Origin of the sequence: Microbacterium sp. NPDC089190, from assembly GCF_040701795.1 — a bacterium.
Taxonomy (GTDB): Bacteria; Actinomycetota; Actinomycetes; order Actinomycetales; family Microbacteriaceae; genus Microbacterium; species Microbacterium galbum.
This window is the reverse complement of sequence record NZ_JBFBHF010000002.1, coordinates 369,122-385,664: the sequence shown is the minus strand read 5'-3', so window position 1 is coordinate 385,664 and position 16,543 is coordinate 369,122. Positions and strand designations below refer to the sequence as shown.

Genomic DNA, 16,543 nt, shown 5'->3' with positions numbered 1-16,543 from the left:
TGTCGCGATCGTTACCTCGCTGCGGCTGCCCTGACTTGCCGAGTTAGTCCATTTGATTTATAAAAGGTTCTGGCGACGCGGTGTCTCCACCCGAGCAAGGGAGCTTCCATGAAGAAACTGACGATGGCGACCGGTCTTCTGACCGCCACCGCCCTGACCGTGGCTCTGGCCGGCTGCTCCGGTGGCAGCGGCGACGCGGCGGACTCGAAGACGATCCGAGTCGCGTACCAGACCACGGCGACGTTCAACCAGATGCAGACGCTGATGGAGAACGCCAAGAAGCAGTACGAGGCCGCGCACGAGGGCATGACGGTCGAGCTCGTCCCGATCCAGGCCGAGGGCGCTGATTACTACACGAAGCTCGCGCTGATGAACAAGTCGGCCAGCACCGCTCCCGACGTGCAGTACGAAGACACGTTCAAGATCCAGTCCGACGCCGCGGCCGGCTACCTCCTGCCGCTCGACGACTACCTCGCGAAGTGGGACGACTGGTCGCAGTTCGCCGAGGGCGCGAAGCAGGCCGGTCTCGGCCCCGACGGAAAGTCCTACGGCGTCTCGCTCGGCACCGACACCCGCGGCCTCTGGTACAACAAGGCCCTCTTCGAGGCCGCCGGCATCTCCGTGCCGTGGCAGCCCAAGACCTGGGCCGACATCCTCTCGGCCGCCGAGAAGGTCAAGGCCTCCAACCCCGACGTCATCCCGATCAACGTCTACTCGGGCAAGACCGCCGGCGAGGCGGCATCCATGCAGGGGCTCGAGATGCTCATGTACGGCACCGAGGACACCCTCTACGACACCGACAGCAAGAAGTGGGTCGTCGGCAGCCAGGGCTTCAAGGACTCGCTGCAGTTCGTCAGCGACGTCTACCAGGGCGGCCTCGGACCGTCGCTGCAGCAGGCGCTCGACCCCAACATCTTCACCAGCGTGACCGCCGACTGGCTGCCCTCGTCGAAGCTCGCCATCGCTCTCGACGGCTCGTGGCAGTCGGCCGCGTGGGTCGACGGCGGCACCGCCGCGTGGCCCGAGTGGAGCGACGCCCTCGGCATCGCCGCCATGCCGACGCAGGACGGCCAGGCGCCCGGCACCACCAGCATGTCGGGGGGATGGACCCTCGCGATCGGTAAGAACACCAAGAACGCCGACGCCGCGTGGGACTTCCTCTCCACCGCCGTGAATAAGGACAACGCCACCGCCTACGGCATCGACAACAGCCAGATCGCCGTGCGCGCGGACGTCGCCCAGTCCAGCGAGTACCTCGACGCCAACCCGAGCTTCGAGACCTTCTCGAGCTTCGTCGACACCACCCACTTCCGCCCGGCGACCGAGGACTACGACAAGATCTCGAACCAGATCCAGGTCGCGATGGAAGCCGTCATGACCGGTCAGTCGAGCGTGGACGACGCGGCCGCCGCCTACGACCAGGCCGTCATCGGCATCGTGGGCGAAGACAACACCCAGCAGGGCTGATCGTGACCGCCCTGGCTACCCCCGGGGCGACCGGAACCGGCCGGGGGTCGCGCGTGAAGACGCGCGGCCTCCGGTCGTCGGCCCGGGCGCTCCCTCTCCTGCCGGCAGCCCTGCTGCTGGCCGTGTTCCTGCTCGGCCCCATCGTGGTGTCGCTGTGGGGCTCGCTCACGAACGCGACGCTGTCGGGATCGACGGCCGTCGCGAGCGACTTCGTCGGCTTCGACAACTACGTCCAGTTGTTCAAGGCCCCCGACTTCCCCGTCGCGGTGATCAACACGATCGTCTTCGTGTTCTTCTCGGCCGTGATCGGACAGAACGTCCTGGGCCTGGCCCTGGCGCTGATGATGCGCTCCGGCAACCGCATCGTGACGGCCGTGGTCGGCACGATCGTCGTCACCGCGTGGGTTCTCCCCGAAATCGTCGCGGCGTTCGCCGCATACGCGTTCTTCCGCGACAACGGAACATTGAATGCCGTCCTCGCCGTCTTCGGCGTCGAGCCCGTCAGCTGGCTGTTCACCCTGCCGGTGCTCATGGTGATCTTCGCCAACATCTGGCGCGGCACGGCCTTCTCGATGATGGTCTACTCGGCCGCGCTGGCCGATGTGCCGCCCGAGATCACCGAGGCGGCGGAGATGGACGGAGCCAGCGGTTTCAAGCGCCTCATCCACGTCACCATCCCGATGATCCGCTCCACCATCGGCACGAACTCCATGATCGTGACCCTGCAGACGCTGTCGGTGTTCACACTCATCTTCGTCATGACCGGCGGCGGCCCCGGCAACAAGAGCACGACGCTGCCGATCCTCGCGTACCAGCAGGGGCTGAAGTTCGGCGAGCTCGGCTACGGCACCGCGATCGCCACGATCATGCTCGTCATCGGCGCCGTCTTCTCGTTCTTCTACGTCCGCGCCCTGCGCGAGGAGGTCTCGTCATGAGCGCCACCACCACCCTCCCCGAGGTCACGGGCCGCCGCGCCCGGTCGGCCGCGCCCTCCCCGACGCGCACGAAGGCCTCGCTCTCGTCTCCGCGCACGCGCGCGCTGAGCGTGCTGTCGAACACGCTCATGATCGTCATCGGCTTCCTGTTCGTGGTGCCGCTGGTGTGGCTGGTCACCGCGTCCCTCGACGCGCAGCCGACCCTCGCGATCAAGATGCCCGAGGTCATCACCCTCGACAACTTCGCCGCGGTGATGAAGCCCGACCTGCTGTTCCTCCCGCTCTGGAACAGCGTGCTGCTCGCGGGCGGCACCGCGATCGCGACCGTGGTGCTCGCCTCTCTCGCGGCCTACCCGCTGTCCCGCTACAAGATGCGCGTCGGAAAGCCCTTCCTCTACGCGGTGCTGTTCGGAACGTGTCTGCCGATCACGGCGATCATGGTGCCGGTCTACAGCCTGTTCGTCCAGCTGAACCTCATCGACTCCGTCGGCGGCACGATCCTCTTCCTCACCGCGAGCGCCCTGCCGATCGCGATCTGGATGATGAAGAACTTCATGGACGGCGTCCCCGTCGAGCTCGAGCACGCGGCGTGGATGGACGGCGCGGGATCGATGCGCACACTCGTGCAGATCGTCCTGCCGCTCATGCGTCCCGGTATCGCGGTGGTGTTCATCTTCACGTTCATCCAGGCGTGGGGGAACTTCTTCGTCCCCTTCGTGCTGCTGCTCAGCCCCGACTATCAGCCGGCCGCGGTCAGCATCTTCAACTTCTTCGGGTCGTTCGGAGCGGTGGCCTACGGCCAGCTCGCGGCCTATTCGATCGTCTACTCCCTCCCGGTCCTCGGCCTGTACGTGCTCGTACAGCGCGGACTCGGCGGCCCGTCGGCCCTCGCCGGCGCGGTCAAGGGCTGACCCGTCCCCCCAGACAAGGAACACATCCCATGCACGACCGCACCGCGCTCATCGAGATGCGCATCGAACGCTTCGCCCGGGAGCGTCTCGCCCCCGCCGTCTACCGCGCCCGCCAGCCCCTCGACATCCAGGCGTGGGAGGCCCCGGGCGAGCCCGTGACCTTCGCCGAGGCGCGGGATGCCGCCTACCGCCCGTTCGCGATCGGGACGCCGTGGGGCCGCGCGTGGGGGACCACCTGGTTCGCCGTGTCGGGGGAGATCCCCGCTGCGTGGCGTGACGCCGCGGGCGCCCTGCCCGAGGGCACCGTCGCCGAGCTCGTCATCGACCTCGGCTTCACCGCCGGTCAGAGCGGCTTCCAGTGCGAGGCGCTCGTCTGGAACCGCGAGGGAGCGCCCATCAAGGGCGTCTCGCCGTTCAACAACGCCAGCCCGGCCGCGGTCGACGCCGACGGTCGTGTCGACGTGCTCGTCGAGGCGGCATCCAATCCCGATGTCGGCAGCCTCTTCACCTTCGAGCCCACCCCGGTCGGCGACCCCGCGACCGCGGGCGAGGCTCCTCTCTATGTGCTCCGCGAGATGTCGATCGGCCTCCGCGACCTCGCGGTGTGGAACCTGCTGCAGGACTTCCGTCTGCTCCACGGCCTCATCGCCGAGCTCGACGCGACCTCCGCGCGCCGCGCGACCCTGGTCGAGGCGATGGATGCCGCGATCGACGCGGTCGATCCCGAAGACGTCGCGGGGACGGCACAGGCCGGCCGCGACGTCCTCGCCCCGCTGATGGCCGCGCCCGCGGCATCCAGTGCCCACGTGCTGCACGCGGTCGGTCATGCCCACATCGACTCGGCGTGGCTGTGGCCGGTGCGAGAGACCGCGCGCAAGGTCTCGCGCACGTTCAGCAACGTGCTGTCGCTCATGGACGAAGACCCCGAGTTCGTCTTCGCGTCGTCATCGGCGCAGCAGTTCGCGTGGATGAAGGAGCACTACCCGGCGCTCTGGGAGCGGCTGAAGGCGCGCGTCGCCGAGGGACGCTTCGTCCCGGTGGGTGGCATGTGGGTCGAATCCGACACGAACATGGTCGGCGGCGAGGCCATGGTCCGCCAGTTCGTGGAGGGCAAGTCGTTCTTCCTCGAGGAGTTCGGCATCGACACCGAAGAGGTGTGGCTGCCCGACTCGTTCGGCTACAGCGGCGCGCTGCCGCAGATCATGAAGGCCGCCGGCGCCCGGTGGTTCCTGACGCAGAAGATCTCGTGGAACGAGACCAATCGCATCCCGCACCACACCTTCCGCTGGGAGGGCATCGACGGATCGCGCATCTTCACGCACTTCCCGCCGGTCGACAAGTACAACTCCGAGGTCACCGCGGCCGACCTCGCCCACGCCGAGCGCAACTTCGCCGACAAGGGCCGGGCCCGCACCTCGCTCCTGCCGTACGGCTTCGGCGACGGCGGCGGCGGGCCCACGCGTGAGATGACCGCGACCATCGCCCGCACGCACTCCCTCGAGGGCGCGCCGGTCGTGAAGCACTCCACGCCGCGGGAGTTCTTCGAGACCGCCGAGGCGGAGTACGCCGACCCGGCCGTGTGGGCGGGGGAGCTGTACCTCGAGTTCCACCGGGGCACCTACACCAGCCAGCTGCGCACGAAGCAGGGCAACCGTCGCAGCGAGCACCTGCTGCGCGAGGCGGAGCTGTGGGCGGCCACCGCGACCGTGCGGACGGGCGCCGCCTACCCGGCCGACGCGTTCCAGCGCCTGTGGCGCCTGGTGCTGCTGCAGCAGTTCCACGACATCCTCCCCGGCACCTCGATCGCGTGGGTGCACCGGGATGCCGAGCGCAACTACGAAGCGATCGCCACCGAGCTCGAGCAGATCATCGCCGACAGCCTCCGCGCGCTCGTCGGCGAGGGCGACCGCACGCTGCTGGTCAACGCCGCGCCGCACGCCCGCGCCGGTGCGCCGGCGCTGGGCATCGCCGCCGCACCGGGTGCGCGCGACGTCACCCCGCGCGCCGAGGGCTCGGGCTTCGTGCTCGACAACGGCATCGTCCACGCGGTGATCGACGCCCGAGGACTTCTCATCTCGCTCGTCGACGTGGTGTCGGGGCGCGAGGTCGTGCCGGCGGGCCAGGTGGCGGGGCTGTTCGAGGTCTTCCGCGACACCCCCACCCAGTGGGACGCGTGGGACATCGACGAGACCTACCGCCGGCACGCGACACCCCTCGACACCGCGGATGCCGTGCGTGTCGACGGAGACGCGGTCGTCGTGGAGCGCTCGATCGGCGAGTCCACGATCGTCACGCGCGTCGCGCTCGCCGCGGGCGCGCGCACCGTGCGGCTGTCGCTCGACGTCGACTGGCACGAGCAGCAGAAGCTGCTCAAGCTGGGCGTCCCCGTCGACGTGCACACCGACCGGGCGGCATCCGAGATCCAGTTCGGACACATCGTGCGCCCGACCCACACGAACACGTCGTGGGACTCGGCACGTTTCGAGACCGCCGCGCACCGCTGGGTGCGGGTCGCGGAGCCCGACTTCGGCGTCGCCGTGACCAACGACTCCACCTACGGCCACGACATCACCCGCCACGAGCGCGACGGCGGGGGGACCTTCTCGCTCGTGCGCCTGTCGATCATCCGGTCGGCGATGTTCCCCGACCCGGGGCAGGACCAGGGCGCGCACCACCTCGAGGTGGGCATCGTCGTGGGGGCCGACGTGCTCGACGCCGTCGCCGAGGGCTACCGCACCAACCTGCCCGCGCGGGTGGTGACCGATGCCGGGGAGGACTCCGTGGCACCCCTGGTGGCGATCGATGCTCCCGGCGTCGTCGTCGAGGCCGTCAAGCTCGCCCAGGACGGATCGGGCGACGTGGTCGTCCGTCTCTACGAAGCGCTGGGAGAGCGCACGCAGGCGCGCCTCGAGGCCGGCTTCGACGTCGCCCGCGTGAGCGAGACCGACCTGCTGGAGCGTGTCGTGGACGCCGCAGCGGTGACCACTGTGCAGGGCGGCGTCTTGGATCTCGAGCTGCGTCCGTTCCAGCTCGTCACGGTGCGGTTGTCGCGCTGACATCCGACCGACACGCGGCCGGGGTGCGATAAGCACCCCGGCCGCGTCGTCGTCTGCGGGAGGGGTCGCGGGCGAGAGCGGCCCCGCCGGTCGGGTAAGCTGTACTCGGCTCTCCGCGTGGCGGCATCCAGGCCAACTCCCCCAGGACGGAAACGTAGCAAGGGTAACCAGGCTCTACCGGGTGCGCGGAGGGTCTTTTCTTTGCCCGGAAACGGGTGGTCACTCTCCGACGGTTCAGCGGCGGCCCTCCACCGACCGCCCGGTCCCGCCGCCCGCTCGACGTCGCCGCACCGCCGCGATGACCACGGGCAGGACCGACACCGCGACGATCACGATGACGAGCACGTCGATGTTGTGGGCGATGAACGGGATGCCGCCCAGCAGCACCCCCACCAGGGTCATCGCGCACGACCAGCCGATGGCGCCGACGGCGTTCCACAGCAGGAACCGGCGATAGGGCATGTCGGCAGCGCCCGCGACGAGGGGCACGTAGGTGCGCACGATGGGGACGAACCGGCCGACCACGAGCGAGAGGCCGCCCCAGCGCGCGAAGAAGGCCTCGGCTTCGGCCAGACGTGCCGTCGTGAGCAGGCGCGCGTCGTCGCGGAACAGTCGCCGGCCGAAGCGTCGGCCGAGCCAGAATCCGACCTGATCACCCGCGAGTGCGGCGAGCGACGCGACGACAGCCACCTGCCACGGAGCGATGCCGAGAGGGTCGCTGAGGATCGCCGCCGTCACCAGCAGGGAATCGCCCGGAAGGAAGGGGAAGAGCACCCCCGACTCGATGAAGACGAGGAGGGCGATCCCGGCGAGGACGAAGGGCCCGAAGGCCTGCAGCACGGATGCCGCGTCGAAGGGATTCAGGGCGGTGAGCATGCGGCGTGATCCTCCGGTCCGGGGCGGAACGGGCCGCCCGTGCCGGAGCGGGAGCGCCGACGCAGTCGACGGGAGAACCGGTCCTCCCAGATTTCGCCAAGATTGACGGCGCCCCGCGACCGTGATCGCACCGGCGCGTCAGCGGCCGGGGGAGAACGGCCCGTCCAGCACCGCCCACTGCAGGAGCATGATCGTCTTGGCATCCTGGATCGACCCGTCGCGGATCATCGACAGGGCGTCGTCGATGTCGTACTCGAGGATCTCGATCTCCTCGTCCTCTTCGGCGAGGCCCCCGCGATCGCCGTGGCGCGCGGAGCCGTCGTAAGCGGCGGAGAAGAAGTGCAGACGCTCGGTGACCGATCCGGGGCTCATGTACACCTCGAAGACCGGCTCGACCTCGTCGACCCGCACCCCGGTCTCCTCCTCAGCTTCCCGGCGGATCGCGGTCACCGGGTCATCGTCGTCGAGCAGCCCCGCCGCGGTCTCGATCAGCATGCCGTCGGGGTGGTCGTTGACGTACACGGGGTAGCGGAACTGCCGGGTGAGCAGCACGGTCCGCCGGGCCGGGTCGTAGAGCAGGACCGTCGCGCCGTTGCCGCGATCGTAGGTCTCGCGCGTCTGCGTGCTCCAGGTGCCGTCGTCGCCGCGGTAGCGGAACGTGGTCGCGCGCAGCACGTGCCAGCCCGCAGCGAGCAGCTCGACGTCTTCGACGGCCACGCGCGGGTTGCGGTCGAGGCCGAGACCGGTCAGGTGCAGGCCGGTGCGACCGCGGTGGTCGGGGACGGTGGTGCCGGGACGCGCATCGTTCATGATTCGGAACGATAGTGCTGCCGGGTCGTCCTGATGACTCGACGCCGAAGCAACCCCGAAGCGGTGTCGGGGGCCCGCTCTAGGCTGGACGCGTGACGCAGAGCATCTACATCACGTCGGCCGAAGGTCATTCGGGCAAATCCTCCGTGGCTCTGGGCGTCCTCGACGCCCTCAGCCGCGTCACGCCGCGCGCGGGGGTGTTCCGCCCCATCGCGCGCTCGACGGCCGAACGCGACTACGTGCTCGAGATGCTGCTCGACCATGACAGCGTCGACCTGGCGTACGACGACTGCGTCGGCGTCACCTACGACGACGTGCGCGACGACGCCGATGCGGCGCTGGCGCGCATCGTCGAGCGCTACAAGGCGGTCGAGGCGCAGTGCGACGCCGTGGTCATCATCGGCAGCGACTACACCGACGTCGGCAGCCCCGCCGAGCTCGCCTACAACGCGCGCATCGCCGCCAACCTCGGTGCCCCGGTGCTTCTCGTTCTCGGTGGCCGCGCGCAGCAGGGGCACAGCGAGACCCTCGGTCTGTCGGTCGCGCGCACCCCGCAGGAGGTCGGTCAGATCGCCTCCCTCGCCATCTCAGAGCTGCAGCACGAGCGTGCGGCGCTCTTCGCCGTGATCGCCAACCGCGCCGATGCCGACCACCTCGACGAGATCGTGGCATCCGTTCGCCAGGTCGTCGACGCCGCTCCGGTCGCCGGAGAGGACCGCACCGTTCCCGTGTGGGCGCTTCCGGAAGACCGCTTCCTCATCGCGCCGTCGGTCCGCGGCGTCCTGCGCTCGGTCGAGGGCGAGCTCATCAAGGGCGACCCGGCGCTGCTCACGCGCGAGGTGCTGGGCGTGGTCGTGGCGGGCATGTCGATGGTCAACGTGCTGCCGCGACTGAAGGAGTCCGCGGTCGTGGTGATCCCGGCCGACCGCACCGAGGTGCTGCTCGCGGCGCTGCTCGCCAACGCGTCGGGCACTTTCCCGTCGCTGGCGGGCATCGTGCTCAACGGCGGGTTCGAGTTGCCCGACTCGATCGTGCGACTCATCGACGGCCTCGGCTCGCCGCTGCCGATCATCGCCACCGACCTCGGCACGTACGACACCGCCGTGCGCATCATGAACACGCGCGGTCGCCTGGCCGCCGACTCCCAGCACCGCTACGACACCGCACTCGCACTGTTCGAGCGCCACGTCGACACCGAGCTGCTCACGCGCGAGCTCGGCGTCGCCCGCCCGAGCGTCGTCACCCCGCTCATGTTCGAGTACGGCCTCGTCGACCGGGCCCGCGCCGACAAGCGCCGCATCGTGCTGCCCGAGGGCACCGACGACCGCGTCCTGCGGGCGGCGGCCACCGTCCTCTCGCGCGGCATCGCCGACCTGACGATCCTCGGCGAGCCGATCGAGGTGCGCGGGCGCGCGATCGAGCTGGGTATCGACATCCGCGATGCCGAGGTGCTCAGCCCCTTCGACGCCGTGCACGTCGACAAGTTCGCCACCGAGTACGCCCGGCTCCGGGCGCACAAGGGCGTCACCTACGCGCAGGCCGCCGACACCGTGACCGACGTGTCGTACTTCGGCACCCTGATGGTGCACCTGGGCCTGGCCGACGGCATGGTCTCGGGTGCTGCGCACACGACGGCGCACACCATCCGTCCGGCGTTCGAGATCATCAAGACCGCCCCGGGCGTCTCGGTGGTGTCGAGCGTGTTCCTCATGGCGCTCGCCGATCGCGTGCTCGTGTACGGCGACTGCGCCGTCATCCCCGATCCGACCAGTGAGCAGCTCGCCGACATCGCCGTGTCGTCGGCGGCCACGGCCGAGCAGTTCGGCATCGCCCCGCGCGTGGCGATGCTGTCGTACTCGACGGGGGAGTCCGGCACCGGTGCCGACGTCGAGAAGGTGCGCGCGGCGACCGCCCTGGTGCGCGAGCGCGCTCCGGAGCTCCTCGTCGAGGGACCCATCCAATACGACGCCGCCGCCGACGCGGCCGTGGCACGCGCCAAAATGCCGGGATCGGAGGTCGCCGGACGCGCCACGGTGTTCGTCTTCCCCGACCTCAACACGGGCAACAACACCTACAAGGCGGTGCAGCGTTCGGCCGGCGCCGTCGCGATCGGACCGGTCCTGCAGGGGCTGAACAAGCCCATCAACGACCTGTCGCGCGGAGCGCTCGTCGACGACATCGTCAATACCATCGCGATCACCGCGATCCAGGCCCAGGGGAGCCCCGAATGAGCGTCGTGCTCGTCGTCAACAGCGGATCGTCGTCGTTCAAGTACCAGCTGCTCGACATGGCGCGCGAAGAAGTCCTGGCGAGCGGCCTCGTCGAGCGCATCGGGGAGTCGACCGGGGTCGCGCGGCACACGGTGAAGGCGGCGGCCCTCGCCTCGCCCGAGGGCCCGGCGCCCACGGTCACCGACGCGACCTCGACCATCGAGCGCGAGATCCCCGACCACACCGCCGGCTTCGCCGTCATGCTCGAGGCCTTCGCCGCGCACGGACCCTCGCTCGACGAGCACCCGCCGGTCGCGGTCGGCCATCGCGTCGTCCACGGCGGCGCGCGGTTCTTCGCGCCGACCGTGGTCACCCCCCTCGTCGAGATCAACATCGACGAGCTGTCGGTGCTCGCGCCGCTCCACAACCCCGCGAACCTCGCCGGCATCGTCGCCGCCAAGAAGGCGTTTCCGACCGTGCCGCACGTCGCGGTCTTCGACACCGCGTTCCATCAGTCCCTCGCTCCCGAGGCGTACACCTACGCCATCGATCGCGAGGTCGCCGAGGCGCACCGCATCCGTCGCTACGGCTTCCACGGCACGAGCCACAAGTTCGTCAGCGAGGCCGCCGCCGCCTTCGTCGGGCGCCCCCTCGGTGAGCTGAAGCAGATCGTCTTCCACCTCGGCAACGGTGCGTCCGTGGCCGCGATCGAGGGTGGCCGCTCGGTCGACACCTCGATGGGGCTCACCCCCCTCGAGGGTCTCGTCATGGGAACGCGCTCGGGCGATCTCGACCCGGCCGTGCTCCTCCAGCTCGCCCGTCGCGCCGAGATGTCCATTGCCGATCTCGACACGCTGCTGAACAAGCGGTCCGGCCTTCTCGGCATCGCCGGCGTCTCCGACATGCGCGACATCCAGCAGCGACGGGATGCCGGCGACCCGGCGGCGCGGCTCGCCTTCGACGTCTACATCCACCGCCTGCGCGCCTACGCAGGGGCCTACCTCGCCCAGCTCGGCGGGGTCGATGTCATCTCGTTCACGGCGGGGGTGGGGGAGAACGCCCCCGCGGTCCGCGCGGAGGCGATGGCCACCCTCGGTTTCGCCGGCGTCGAGATCGACCCCGCGCGCAACGCGGCGCGCGAGCGCGGCATCCGTCGCATCTCCACCGATGCCTCGCTCGTCGAGGTGCTCGTCGTACCGACCGACGAGGAGCTCGAGATCGCCCGGCAGACGCTGTCGGTCACGGCCTGAGGTCGACTCAGCCTCCGGCCAGCGCCATGTGCACCTGGTAGCGATCCCCGCGGTACCACGACGTGACGTGCTCGACGGCGCGACCGCCGGAGCGCGACGTGCGCCGGAACACCAGGACCGGCGACCCGGGAGGCACCGCGAGCGCCGTCGCGACGTCATCCTCGACCGCTTCCGTCCACACCGTCTGCTCGGCGGCGTCGATGCGGACGCCGTACCTCTCGGCCAACAGGCCGTAGATCGACGTGCCGAGGTCCTGCTCGCCGAGGTCGTCGGCGAGACGCGGTGAGTACCAGCCGGTCTCGAGGGCCATCGGGATGCCGTTGGCCAGGCGCAGACGCTCGATCGACCAGGCTTCTTCGTCCTCATCGAGGCCGAGGGCTGCGCGCACGTCGAGGGGCGGAATCGCCCTCTCGGCGCGGCGGACGAGGGTCGTGGCGACCATGCCCCGTCGACGCATGTCCTCCGTGAACGACGCGAGGTGCAGTTGGGACTGCACGCGCTCGCCGGCGACGAAGGTGCCCTTCCCCTGCACCGTGTACAGCTTCTGCTCGTCGATCAGTTGCCGCAGCGCCTCGCGCACGGTCGCCCTGCTCACCCCGTGGCGGGTCGACAGCTCGCGTTCCGACGGGATGGCCGCGTGGGCCGGCCACGTGCTGCCGATGTCCGACAGCAGGATCGCGCGCAACTGGGCGTGCTTGGGAATGGGGCCGGCGGTGACGGCGGGCGGGGTGTCGGCATCGCGGAGACGGGGCATGACGGCGTCGACTTTCGGTGTTGACACGCCCGACGGCGACCAGTAGCTTCACTGGTACGTACCAGTACGAGCCACGTGGTCGGCGCGGGCGAAGACGATCTGATCTTCCCCAACCTAAGCGACGGTCGCTGGTGCGTACCGTCGAACCGCCGCCCCCGAGGAGTCCCCGTGACCGTCATCCTGTCCCCGCTCGTCGGAGTCGTCCTGCCGCTCGCCGACGTACCCGATCAGCTGTTCGCCCAGGGGGCGATGGGTCCGGGCGTCGCGGTCGAGCCGCCTCTCGAGATCGTCGACGTCGTCTCGCCGGTCGAGGGCACGCTGCTGCAGGTCTTCCCGCACGCGTTCGTCGTCGTGACCGACGAGGGGGTGGGCGTGCTCGTGCACCTCGGGCTCGACACGGTCCAGCTCAAGGGCGAGGGCTTCACGGCCTATGCCGCCAAGGGCGATCGGGTTGCGGCGGGCACCCCGGTCATCGCCTACGACGTGCCGGCGATCCGCGCGGCGGGCCTCGCCAGCGTCGTCCCCGTGGTCGTCCTCGAGCGCTCCGCCGACGACGTGTCCCTGCACGCCGCCGAGGGCGCCGAGATCACCCCCGGTACCCCCCTTCTGTCCGTCTGATCCGTTCCGTCACCGTCGAGAGAGAACCGTCATGGCCACCACCGTCCCCACCGCGCGCCGCCGTGGAATCCCGGGCTTCGCGCAGATGCAGCGCCTGGGCAAGAGCCTCATGCTGCCCATCGCGGTGCTGCCGGCCGCCGGCATCCTGCTCCGTCTCGGTCAGCCCGACCTGCTGGGCCAGATCGACCTGCCGGTCATCGGCCCCTTCTTCCAGGCCATGAGCGCGGCCGGCGGTGCGCTGTTCGACAACCTCGCGCTGCTGTTCGCGGTCGGTGTCGCGATCGGCTTCGCGAAGAAGGCCGACGGATCGACGGCGCTCGCGGCCGTCGTCGGATACCTCGTGCTCGCGAACGTGTTCAAGGCGATGTCGCCGGTGGTGCTCGCCGGGCAGACGACGGCCGCGGGCGATCAGGTGCAGATCAACTACAGCGTGTTCGGCGGCATCGTCATCGGCCTGCTCACGGCGTGGCTGTTCGACCGGTACCACACCATTCAACTGCCGTCCTACCTGGGATTCTTCGGTGGGCGCCGGTTCGTTCCCATCGTCGTCTCGCTCGCGAGCCTCGTCGTCGGGTTCGGGCTCAGCTACTTCTATCCGATCTTCGACACCGGCCTGACGGGCCTCGGGGCCTTCATCGGCGGCACGGGCGCGATCGGCGCCTTCGTCTACGGATTCGCCAACCGCATGCTCATCCCCGTGGGGCTGCACCACATCCTCAACTCCTACGTGTGGTTCCTGCAGGGCTCGTACACGAAGGGCGACGGCAGCGTCGTCACCGGTGAGCTCACCCGCTTCGCCGCGGGCGATCCCACCGCGGGTGCGTTGACCTCGGGCTTCTACCCTGTCCTGATGTTCGGTCTCCCCGCCGCCGCGCTCGCCATGATCCACCTGGCCAATCCCGCGCAGCGCAAGGCCGCGATCGGCATCCTGGGCGCCGCCGGCCTCACGGCGTTCCTGACCGGGATCACCGAACCGCTCGAGTTCGCGTTCATGTTCGTCGCGTTCCCGCTCTACGTGGTGCACGCGGTGCTCACCGGCATCTCGCTCGCCGTCGCCTACCTGCTCGACATCCACCTCGGTTTCTCGTTCTCCGCGGGACTGTTCGACCTGCTCCTGTACGGCACGGCGCCGGCGGCGAACAACATCTGGCTGTTGGTGGTGATGGGCGTGATCTACTTCGGCGTCTACTACCTCCTGTTCCGCCTCGTCATCAAGAAGTGGAACCTGCGCACCCCGGGCCGCGAAGACCTGTCCGCCCCGACGAGCGACGCCCCCGCGGTCGACGCCGACGCCGACCCCGCCGCCGGAACGCCGATCGCCCCGTCCGCGCCGGCCGTCGCCACCGCCACCGACACTGCCGCAGCCGCTGCGCCCGCCCCGGCTCCCACCGGGTCCACCGCCGAGCAGCTCATCGACGCCTTCGGAGGCCGCGCCAACCTCAAGCACGTCGACGCCTGCATCACACGCCTGCGCATGGAGGTCGCCGACCGCACACTCGTCGACCACGCACGACTGAAGCAGCTCGGCGCCGCCGGGGTGCTCGAGGTCGGCGACAACGTGCAGGCCGTCTTCGGCCCCCGCGCCGAGATGCTCAAGAACGACATCCTCGAGGTGCTGTGATGACGAACGGATGCCGCGCCCTCGGCGCCCGAGCGAGAGGGGGACGGTGATGGAGGTCGTCGTCGTCCCCACCTCCGAGGATGCCGCCCGCGTCGTCGCCGACGCCTACACCGCCCTGCTGCACGCCACTGCGTCGGCGGTGCTCGGCCTCGCCACGGGCTCGACGCCCCTTCCGGTGTACCGCGAGCTCGCGCGCCGTCACCGGGACGGGGACCTGAGCTTCGCGCGGGTGCGGGCGTTCCTGCTCGACGAGTACGTCGGGCTGCCCGCCGGTCACCCCGAGCGGTACCGCGAGTTCATCCGCACCGAGCTCGAGCAGCACGTCGACTTCGCCCCCGACGCGATCCTCGGCCCGGGCGACCTCGAGGTCCCGCCGCTGGAGGCCGGTCCCGCGTACGAGCAGCGCATCCGCGACGCGGGAGGCATCGATCTGCAGATCCTCGGGATCGGAACCGACGGTCACCTCGCCTTCAACATGCCGATGTCGAGCCTCGCGAGTCGGACGCGACTGAAGACCCTCACCCCCCGCACACGGCAGGACAACGCCCGGTTCTTCGACGGCGACATCGATCAGGTCCCCACCCATTGCCTCACGCAGGGGCTGGCGACGATCCTCGACAGCCGTCACGCGATCATGCTCGGCTTCGGCCGCGGCAAGGCGCAAGCGGTGCGCGAGGCGGTCGAGGGACCCGTGTCGGCGCGGTGGCCGGCCTCGGTGCTGCAGCTGCATCCCCACGCGACGGTCGTCGTCGACGAGGATGCCGCGAGCCAGCTCGCCTTCGTCGACTACTACCGCACCACCTACGCCGGGAAGCCGGCGGGGCAGGGGCTGTGATGCGCCTGCGTGCCGCGCGGGCGCTGATCGGGGGATCGTTCGTGGGCCCCGTCGTCCTCGAGATCGCCGCGGGGCGGATCACCCGCATCCGCCCGGCGACGGGGGACGAGAGCGTCGATCACGACGTCGTCGACGGCGTCGTGACGGCGGGCATGCTCGACCTCCAGGTCAACGGCTCGTTCGGAGTCGACGTGGCGGCCGCCGACGAGGCGGGGTGGCGAACTCTCCTCGCCGGGCTCGCCGCGCGCGGGGTCACCGGGATCGAGCCGACCGTCATCACCGCGCCCCTGCCCGACACCGTCGCCGCCCTCGAGCGCGTCGGACGGGCGAAGGAGCGGTTCGCCGACGAACCCGTCGCCCGTGTCCTAGGCGCGCACCTCGAGGGCCCGTTCCTCTCGCCCGCCCGTAAGGGCGCGCACCGCGCCGACCTCATGCTCGCCCCCGCCCGCGAGCACCTCGACACCCTGCTCGAGCGCCCCGCGGCCCGCGCCGCGCTGCGCACCGTCACCCTCGCCCCGGAGCTCCCCGGCGCGCTCGAAGCCGTCCACCGTCTCGCCGGGGAGGGCTACGTGGTCGCGGTCGGGCACAGCGACGCCACCGCCGCGCAGGTGCACGCGGCGGGCGACGCCGGCGCCACGATGACGACCCACGTCTTCAACGCCCAGCGCCCCCTCAAACCGCGTGAACCCGGGGTCCCCGGCGCGGTGCTCTCCGACGATCGCTTCTTCGTCGGCACGATCATCGACGGGCAGCACCTCGACCCCAGCGTGGTCTCGCTCGTGCTCGCCTCCGCCGCTCGACGCACGGTCGGCGTCACCGACGCGATCGTCACCGCGGGGCTCGAGACCGACCGGTGGTGCGACTTCGGCGGTCAGCCGGTCGCCAACGACGCCCACGGGCTCGGCCGGCGACGAGACGGCACGATCGCCGGTGCCGGCATCGTGCTGGATGAGGGCGTGTGCCGCATGATCGCCGCGGGGCTCGACCCCGCCGCCGTCCTGTCGGCCTGCACAGAGAACGCCGCGCGCTCGCTGGGGCGCACCGACATCGGTCACGTCGCCGAGGGGGCGGCGGCCGATCTCGTGCAGTGGGATGCCGACTGGCATCCGTCCCAGGTGTGGATCGGCGGACGCGCCCTCTCGGTCACCGCGCGATAGCCCCTCGCCGCGTCGCCCCGCCACTACGCTGGAGGGGCGGCGC

General features: G+C 70.3%; 13 protein-coding genes and 1 other RNA gene. 11 read left to right on the top strand and 3 right to left on the bottom strand.

What is annotated here, in order from left to right; all coding sequences use genetic code 11:
* Positions 1-108: 108 nt before the first annotated feature.
* From AB0230_RS07715 to ffs, 5 genes are all read left to right on the top strand, one after another.
* A complete protein-coding gene (locus tag AB0230_RS07715) occupies positions 109-1,467 on the top strand; it encodes an extracellular solute-binding protein (protein WP_363390077.1) in 1,359 nt (452 codons plus the stop codon).
* A 2-nt stretch (positions 1,468-1,469) separates the two neighbouring features.
* Positions 1,470-2,402 (top strand): sugar ABC transporter permease, encoded by a 933-nt coding sequence (locus AB0230_RS07710; protein WP_366374976.1) that lies wholly within the window; start codon positions 1,470-1,472, stop codon positions 2,400-2,402.
* A 128-nt stretch (positions 2,403-2,530) separates the two neighbouring features.
* Entirely contained in the window at positions 2,531-3,313 is a 783-nt protein-coding gene (locus AB0230_RS07705) for a carbohydrate ABC transporter permease (RefSeq protein ID WP_315995269.1), read from the top strand.
* A 29-nt stretch (positions 3,314-3,342) separates the two neighbouring features.
* Positions 3,343-6,369, top strand: a complete 3,027-nt coding sequence (locus tag AB0230_RS07700; protein WP_366374974.1) for a glycoside hydrolase family 38 C-terminal domain-containing protein — start codon at positions 3,343-3,345, stop codon at positions 6,367-6,369.
* Positions 6,370-6,473: 104 nt separating this feature from the next.
* An RNA gene (ffs, locus tag AB0230_RS07695) (signal recognition particle sRNA small type) lies at positions 6,474-6,570 on the top strand.
* A 33-nt stretch (positions 6,571-6,603) separates the two neighbouring features.
* Here ffs and AB0230_RS07690 read toward each other — a convergent pair.
* Both AB0230_RS07690 and AB0230_RS07685 read right to left on the bottom strand, forming a co-directional pair.
* Positions 6,604-7,245 (bottom strand): DedA family protein, encoded by a 642-nt coding sequence (locus tag AB0230_RS07690; protein WP_363578428.1) that lies wholly within the window; start codon positions 7,243-7,245, stop codon positions 6,604-6,606.
* Positions 7,246-7,383: 138 nt separating this feature from the next.
* Positions 7,384-8,055: an NUDIX domain-containing protein gene (locus AB0230_RS07685; RefSeq protein WP_366374972.1), complete on the bottom strand. Its 672-nt coding sequence runs from the start codon at positions 8,053-8,055 to the stop codon at positions 7,384-7,386.
* Positions 8,056-8,147: 92 nt separating this feature from the next.
* Here AB0230_RS07685 and pta point away from each other — a divergent pair, with 92 nt between their 5' ends.
* Together pta and AB0230_RS07675 are read left to right on the top strand one after the other, a co-directional pair.
* A complete protein-coding gene (gene pta, locus AB0230_RS07680; protein ID WP_315994900.1) occupies positions 8,148-10,286 on the top strand; it encodes a phosphate acetyltransferase in 2,139 nt (712 codons plus the stop codon).
* Entirely contained in the window at positions 10,283-11,515 is a 1,233-nt protein-coding gene (locus AB0230_RS07675; RefSeq protein ID WP_366374970.1) for an acetate kinase, read from the top strand. Before pta ends, AB0230_RS07675 begins: the two co-directional genes overlap by 4 nt.
* 7 nt (positions 11,516-11,522) lie before the next feature.
* On the opposite strand, the gene AB0230_RS07670 is transcribed toward AB0230_RS07675, so the two are convergent.
* On the bottom strand, positions 11,523-12,269 hold the full coding sequence (locus AB0230_RS07670; RefSeq protein WP_366374968.1) for a GntR family transcriptional regulator: 747 nt from the start codon (positions 12,267-12,269) through the stop codon (positions 11,523-11,525).
* A gap of 168 nt (positions 12,270-12,437) precedes the next feature.
* On the opposite strand from AB0230_RS07670, the gene AB0230_RS07665 reads away from it, so the two are divergent.
* Genes AB0230_RS07665 through AB0230_RS07650 form a run of 4 tightly spaced genes read left to right on the top strand, consistent with a single transcriptional unit; the run spans position 12,438 to position 16,500 of the window.
* Positions 12,438-12,887: a PTS glucose transporter subunit IIA gene (locus AB0230_RS07665; RefSeq protein WP_366374966.1), complete on the top strand. Its 450-nt coding sequence runs from the start codon at positions 12,438-12,440 to the stop codon at positions 12,885-12,887.
* A 31-nt stretch (positions 12,888-12,918) separates the two neighbouring features.
* The gene (locus AB0230_RS07660; protein ID WP_315994896.1) at positions 12,919-14,508 is read left to right on the top strand and encodes a PTS transporter subunit EIIC; all 1,590 of its coding nucleotides are present in this window, start codon (positions 12,919-12,921) and stop codon (positions 14,506-14,508) included.
* Positions 14,509-14,557: 49 nt separating this feature from the next.
* Positions 14,558-15,343, top strand: coding sequence for a glucosamine-6-phosphate deaminase (gene nagB, locus AB0230_RS07655; RefSeq protein WP_366374964.1), 786 nt, complete (start codon positions 14,558-14,560; stop codon positions 15,341-15,343).
* A complete protein-coding gene (locus AB0230_RS07650) occupies positions 15,343-16,500 on the top strand; it encodes an amidohydrolase family protein (protein ID WP_363578643.1) in 1,158 nt (385 codons plus the stop codon). The genes nagB and AB0230_RS07650 overlap by 1 nt, the downstream gene beginning before the upstream one ends.
* The last annotated feature ends 43 nt before the right edge of the window (positions 16,501-16,543 follow it).

Excerpts from the sequence above, each read along its gene's own strand:
- AB0230_RS07715 (WP_363390077.1), top strand. The coding sequence starts at position 109 with ATGAAGAAACTGACGATGGCGACCGGTCTTCTGACCGCCACCGCCCTG.
- AB0230_RS07705 (WP_315995269.1), top strand. The coding sequence starts at position 2,531 with ATGATCGTCATCGGCTTCCTGTTCGTGGTGCCGCTGGTGTGGCTGGTC.
- AB0230_RS07700 (WP_366374974.1), top strand. The coding sequence starts at position 3,343 with ATGCACGACCGCACCGCGCTCATCGAGATGCGCATCGAACGCTTCGCC.
- AB0230_RS07690 (WP_363578428.1), bottom strand. The coding sequence starts at position 7,245 with ATGCTCACCGCCCTGAATCCCTTCGACGCGGCATCCGTGCTGCAGGCC.
- AB0230_RS07685 (WP_366374972.1), bottom strand. The coding sequence starts at position 8,055 with ATGAACGATGCGCGTCCCGGCACCACCGTCCCCGACCACCGCGGTCGC.
- AB0230_RS07675 (WP_366374970.1), top strand. The coding sequence starts at position 10,283 with ATGAGCGTCGTGCTCGTCGTCAACAGCGGATCGTCGTCGTTCAAGTAC.
- AB0230_RS07670 (WP_366374968.1), bottom strand. The coding sequence starts at position 12,269 with ATGCCCCGTCTCCGCGATGCCGACACCCCGCCCGCCGTCACCGCCGGC.
- AB0230_RS07660 (WP_315994896.1), top strand. The coding sequence starts at position 12,919 with ATGGCCACCACCGTCCCCACCGCGCGCCGCCGTGGAATCCCGGGCTTC.
- nagB (WP_366374964.1), top strand. The coding sequence starts at position 14,558 with ATGGAGGTCGTCGTCGTCCCCACCTCCGAGGATGCCGCCCGCGTCGTC.
- AB0230_RS07650 (WP_363578643.1), top strand. The coding sequence starts at position 15,343 with ATGCGCCTGCGTGCCGCGCGGGCGCTGATCGGGGGATCGTTCGTGGGC.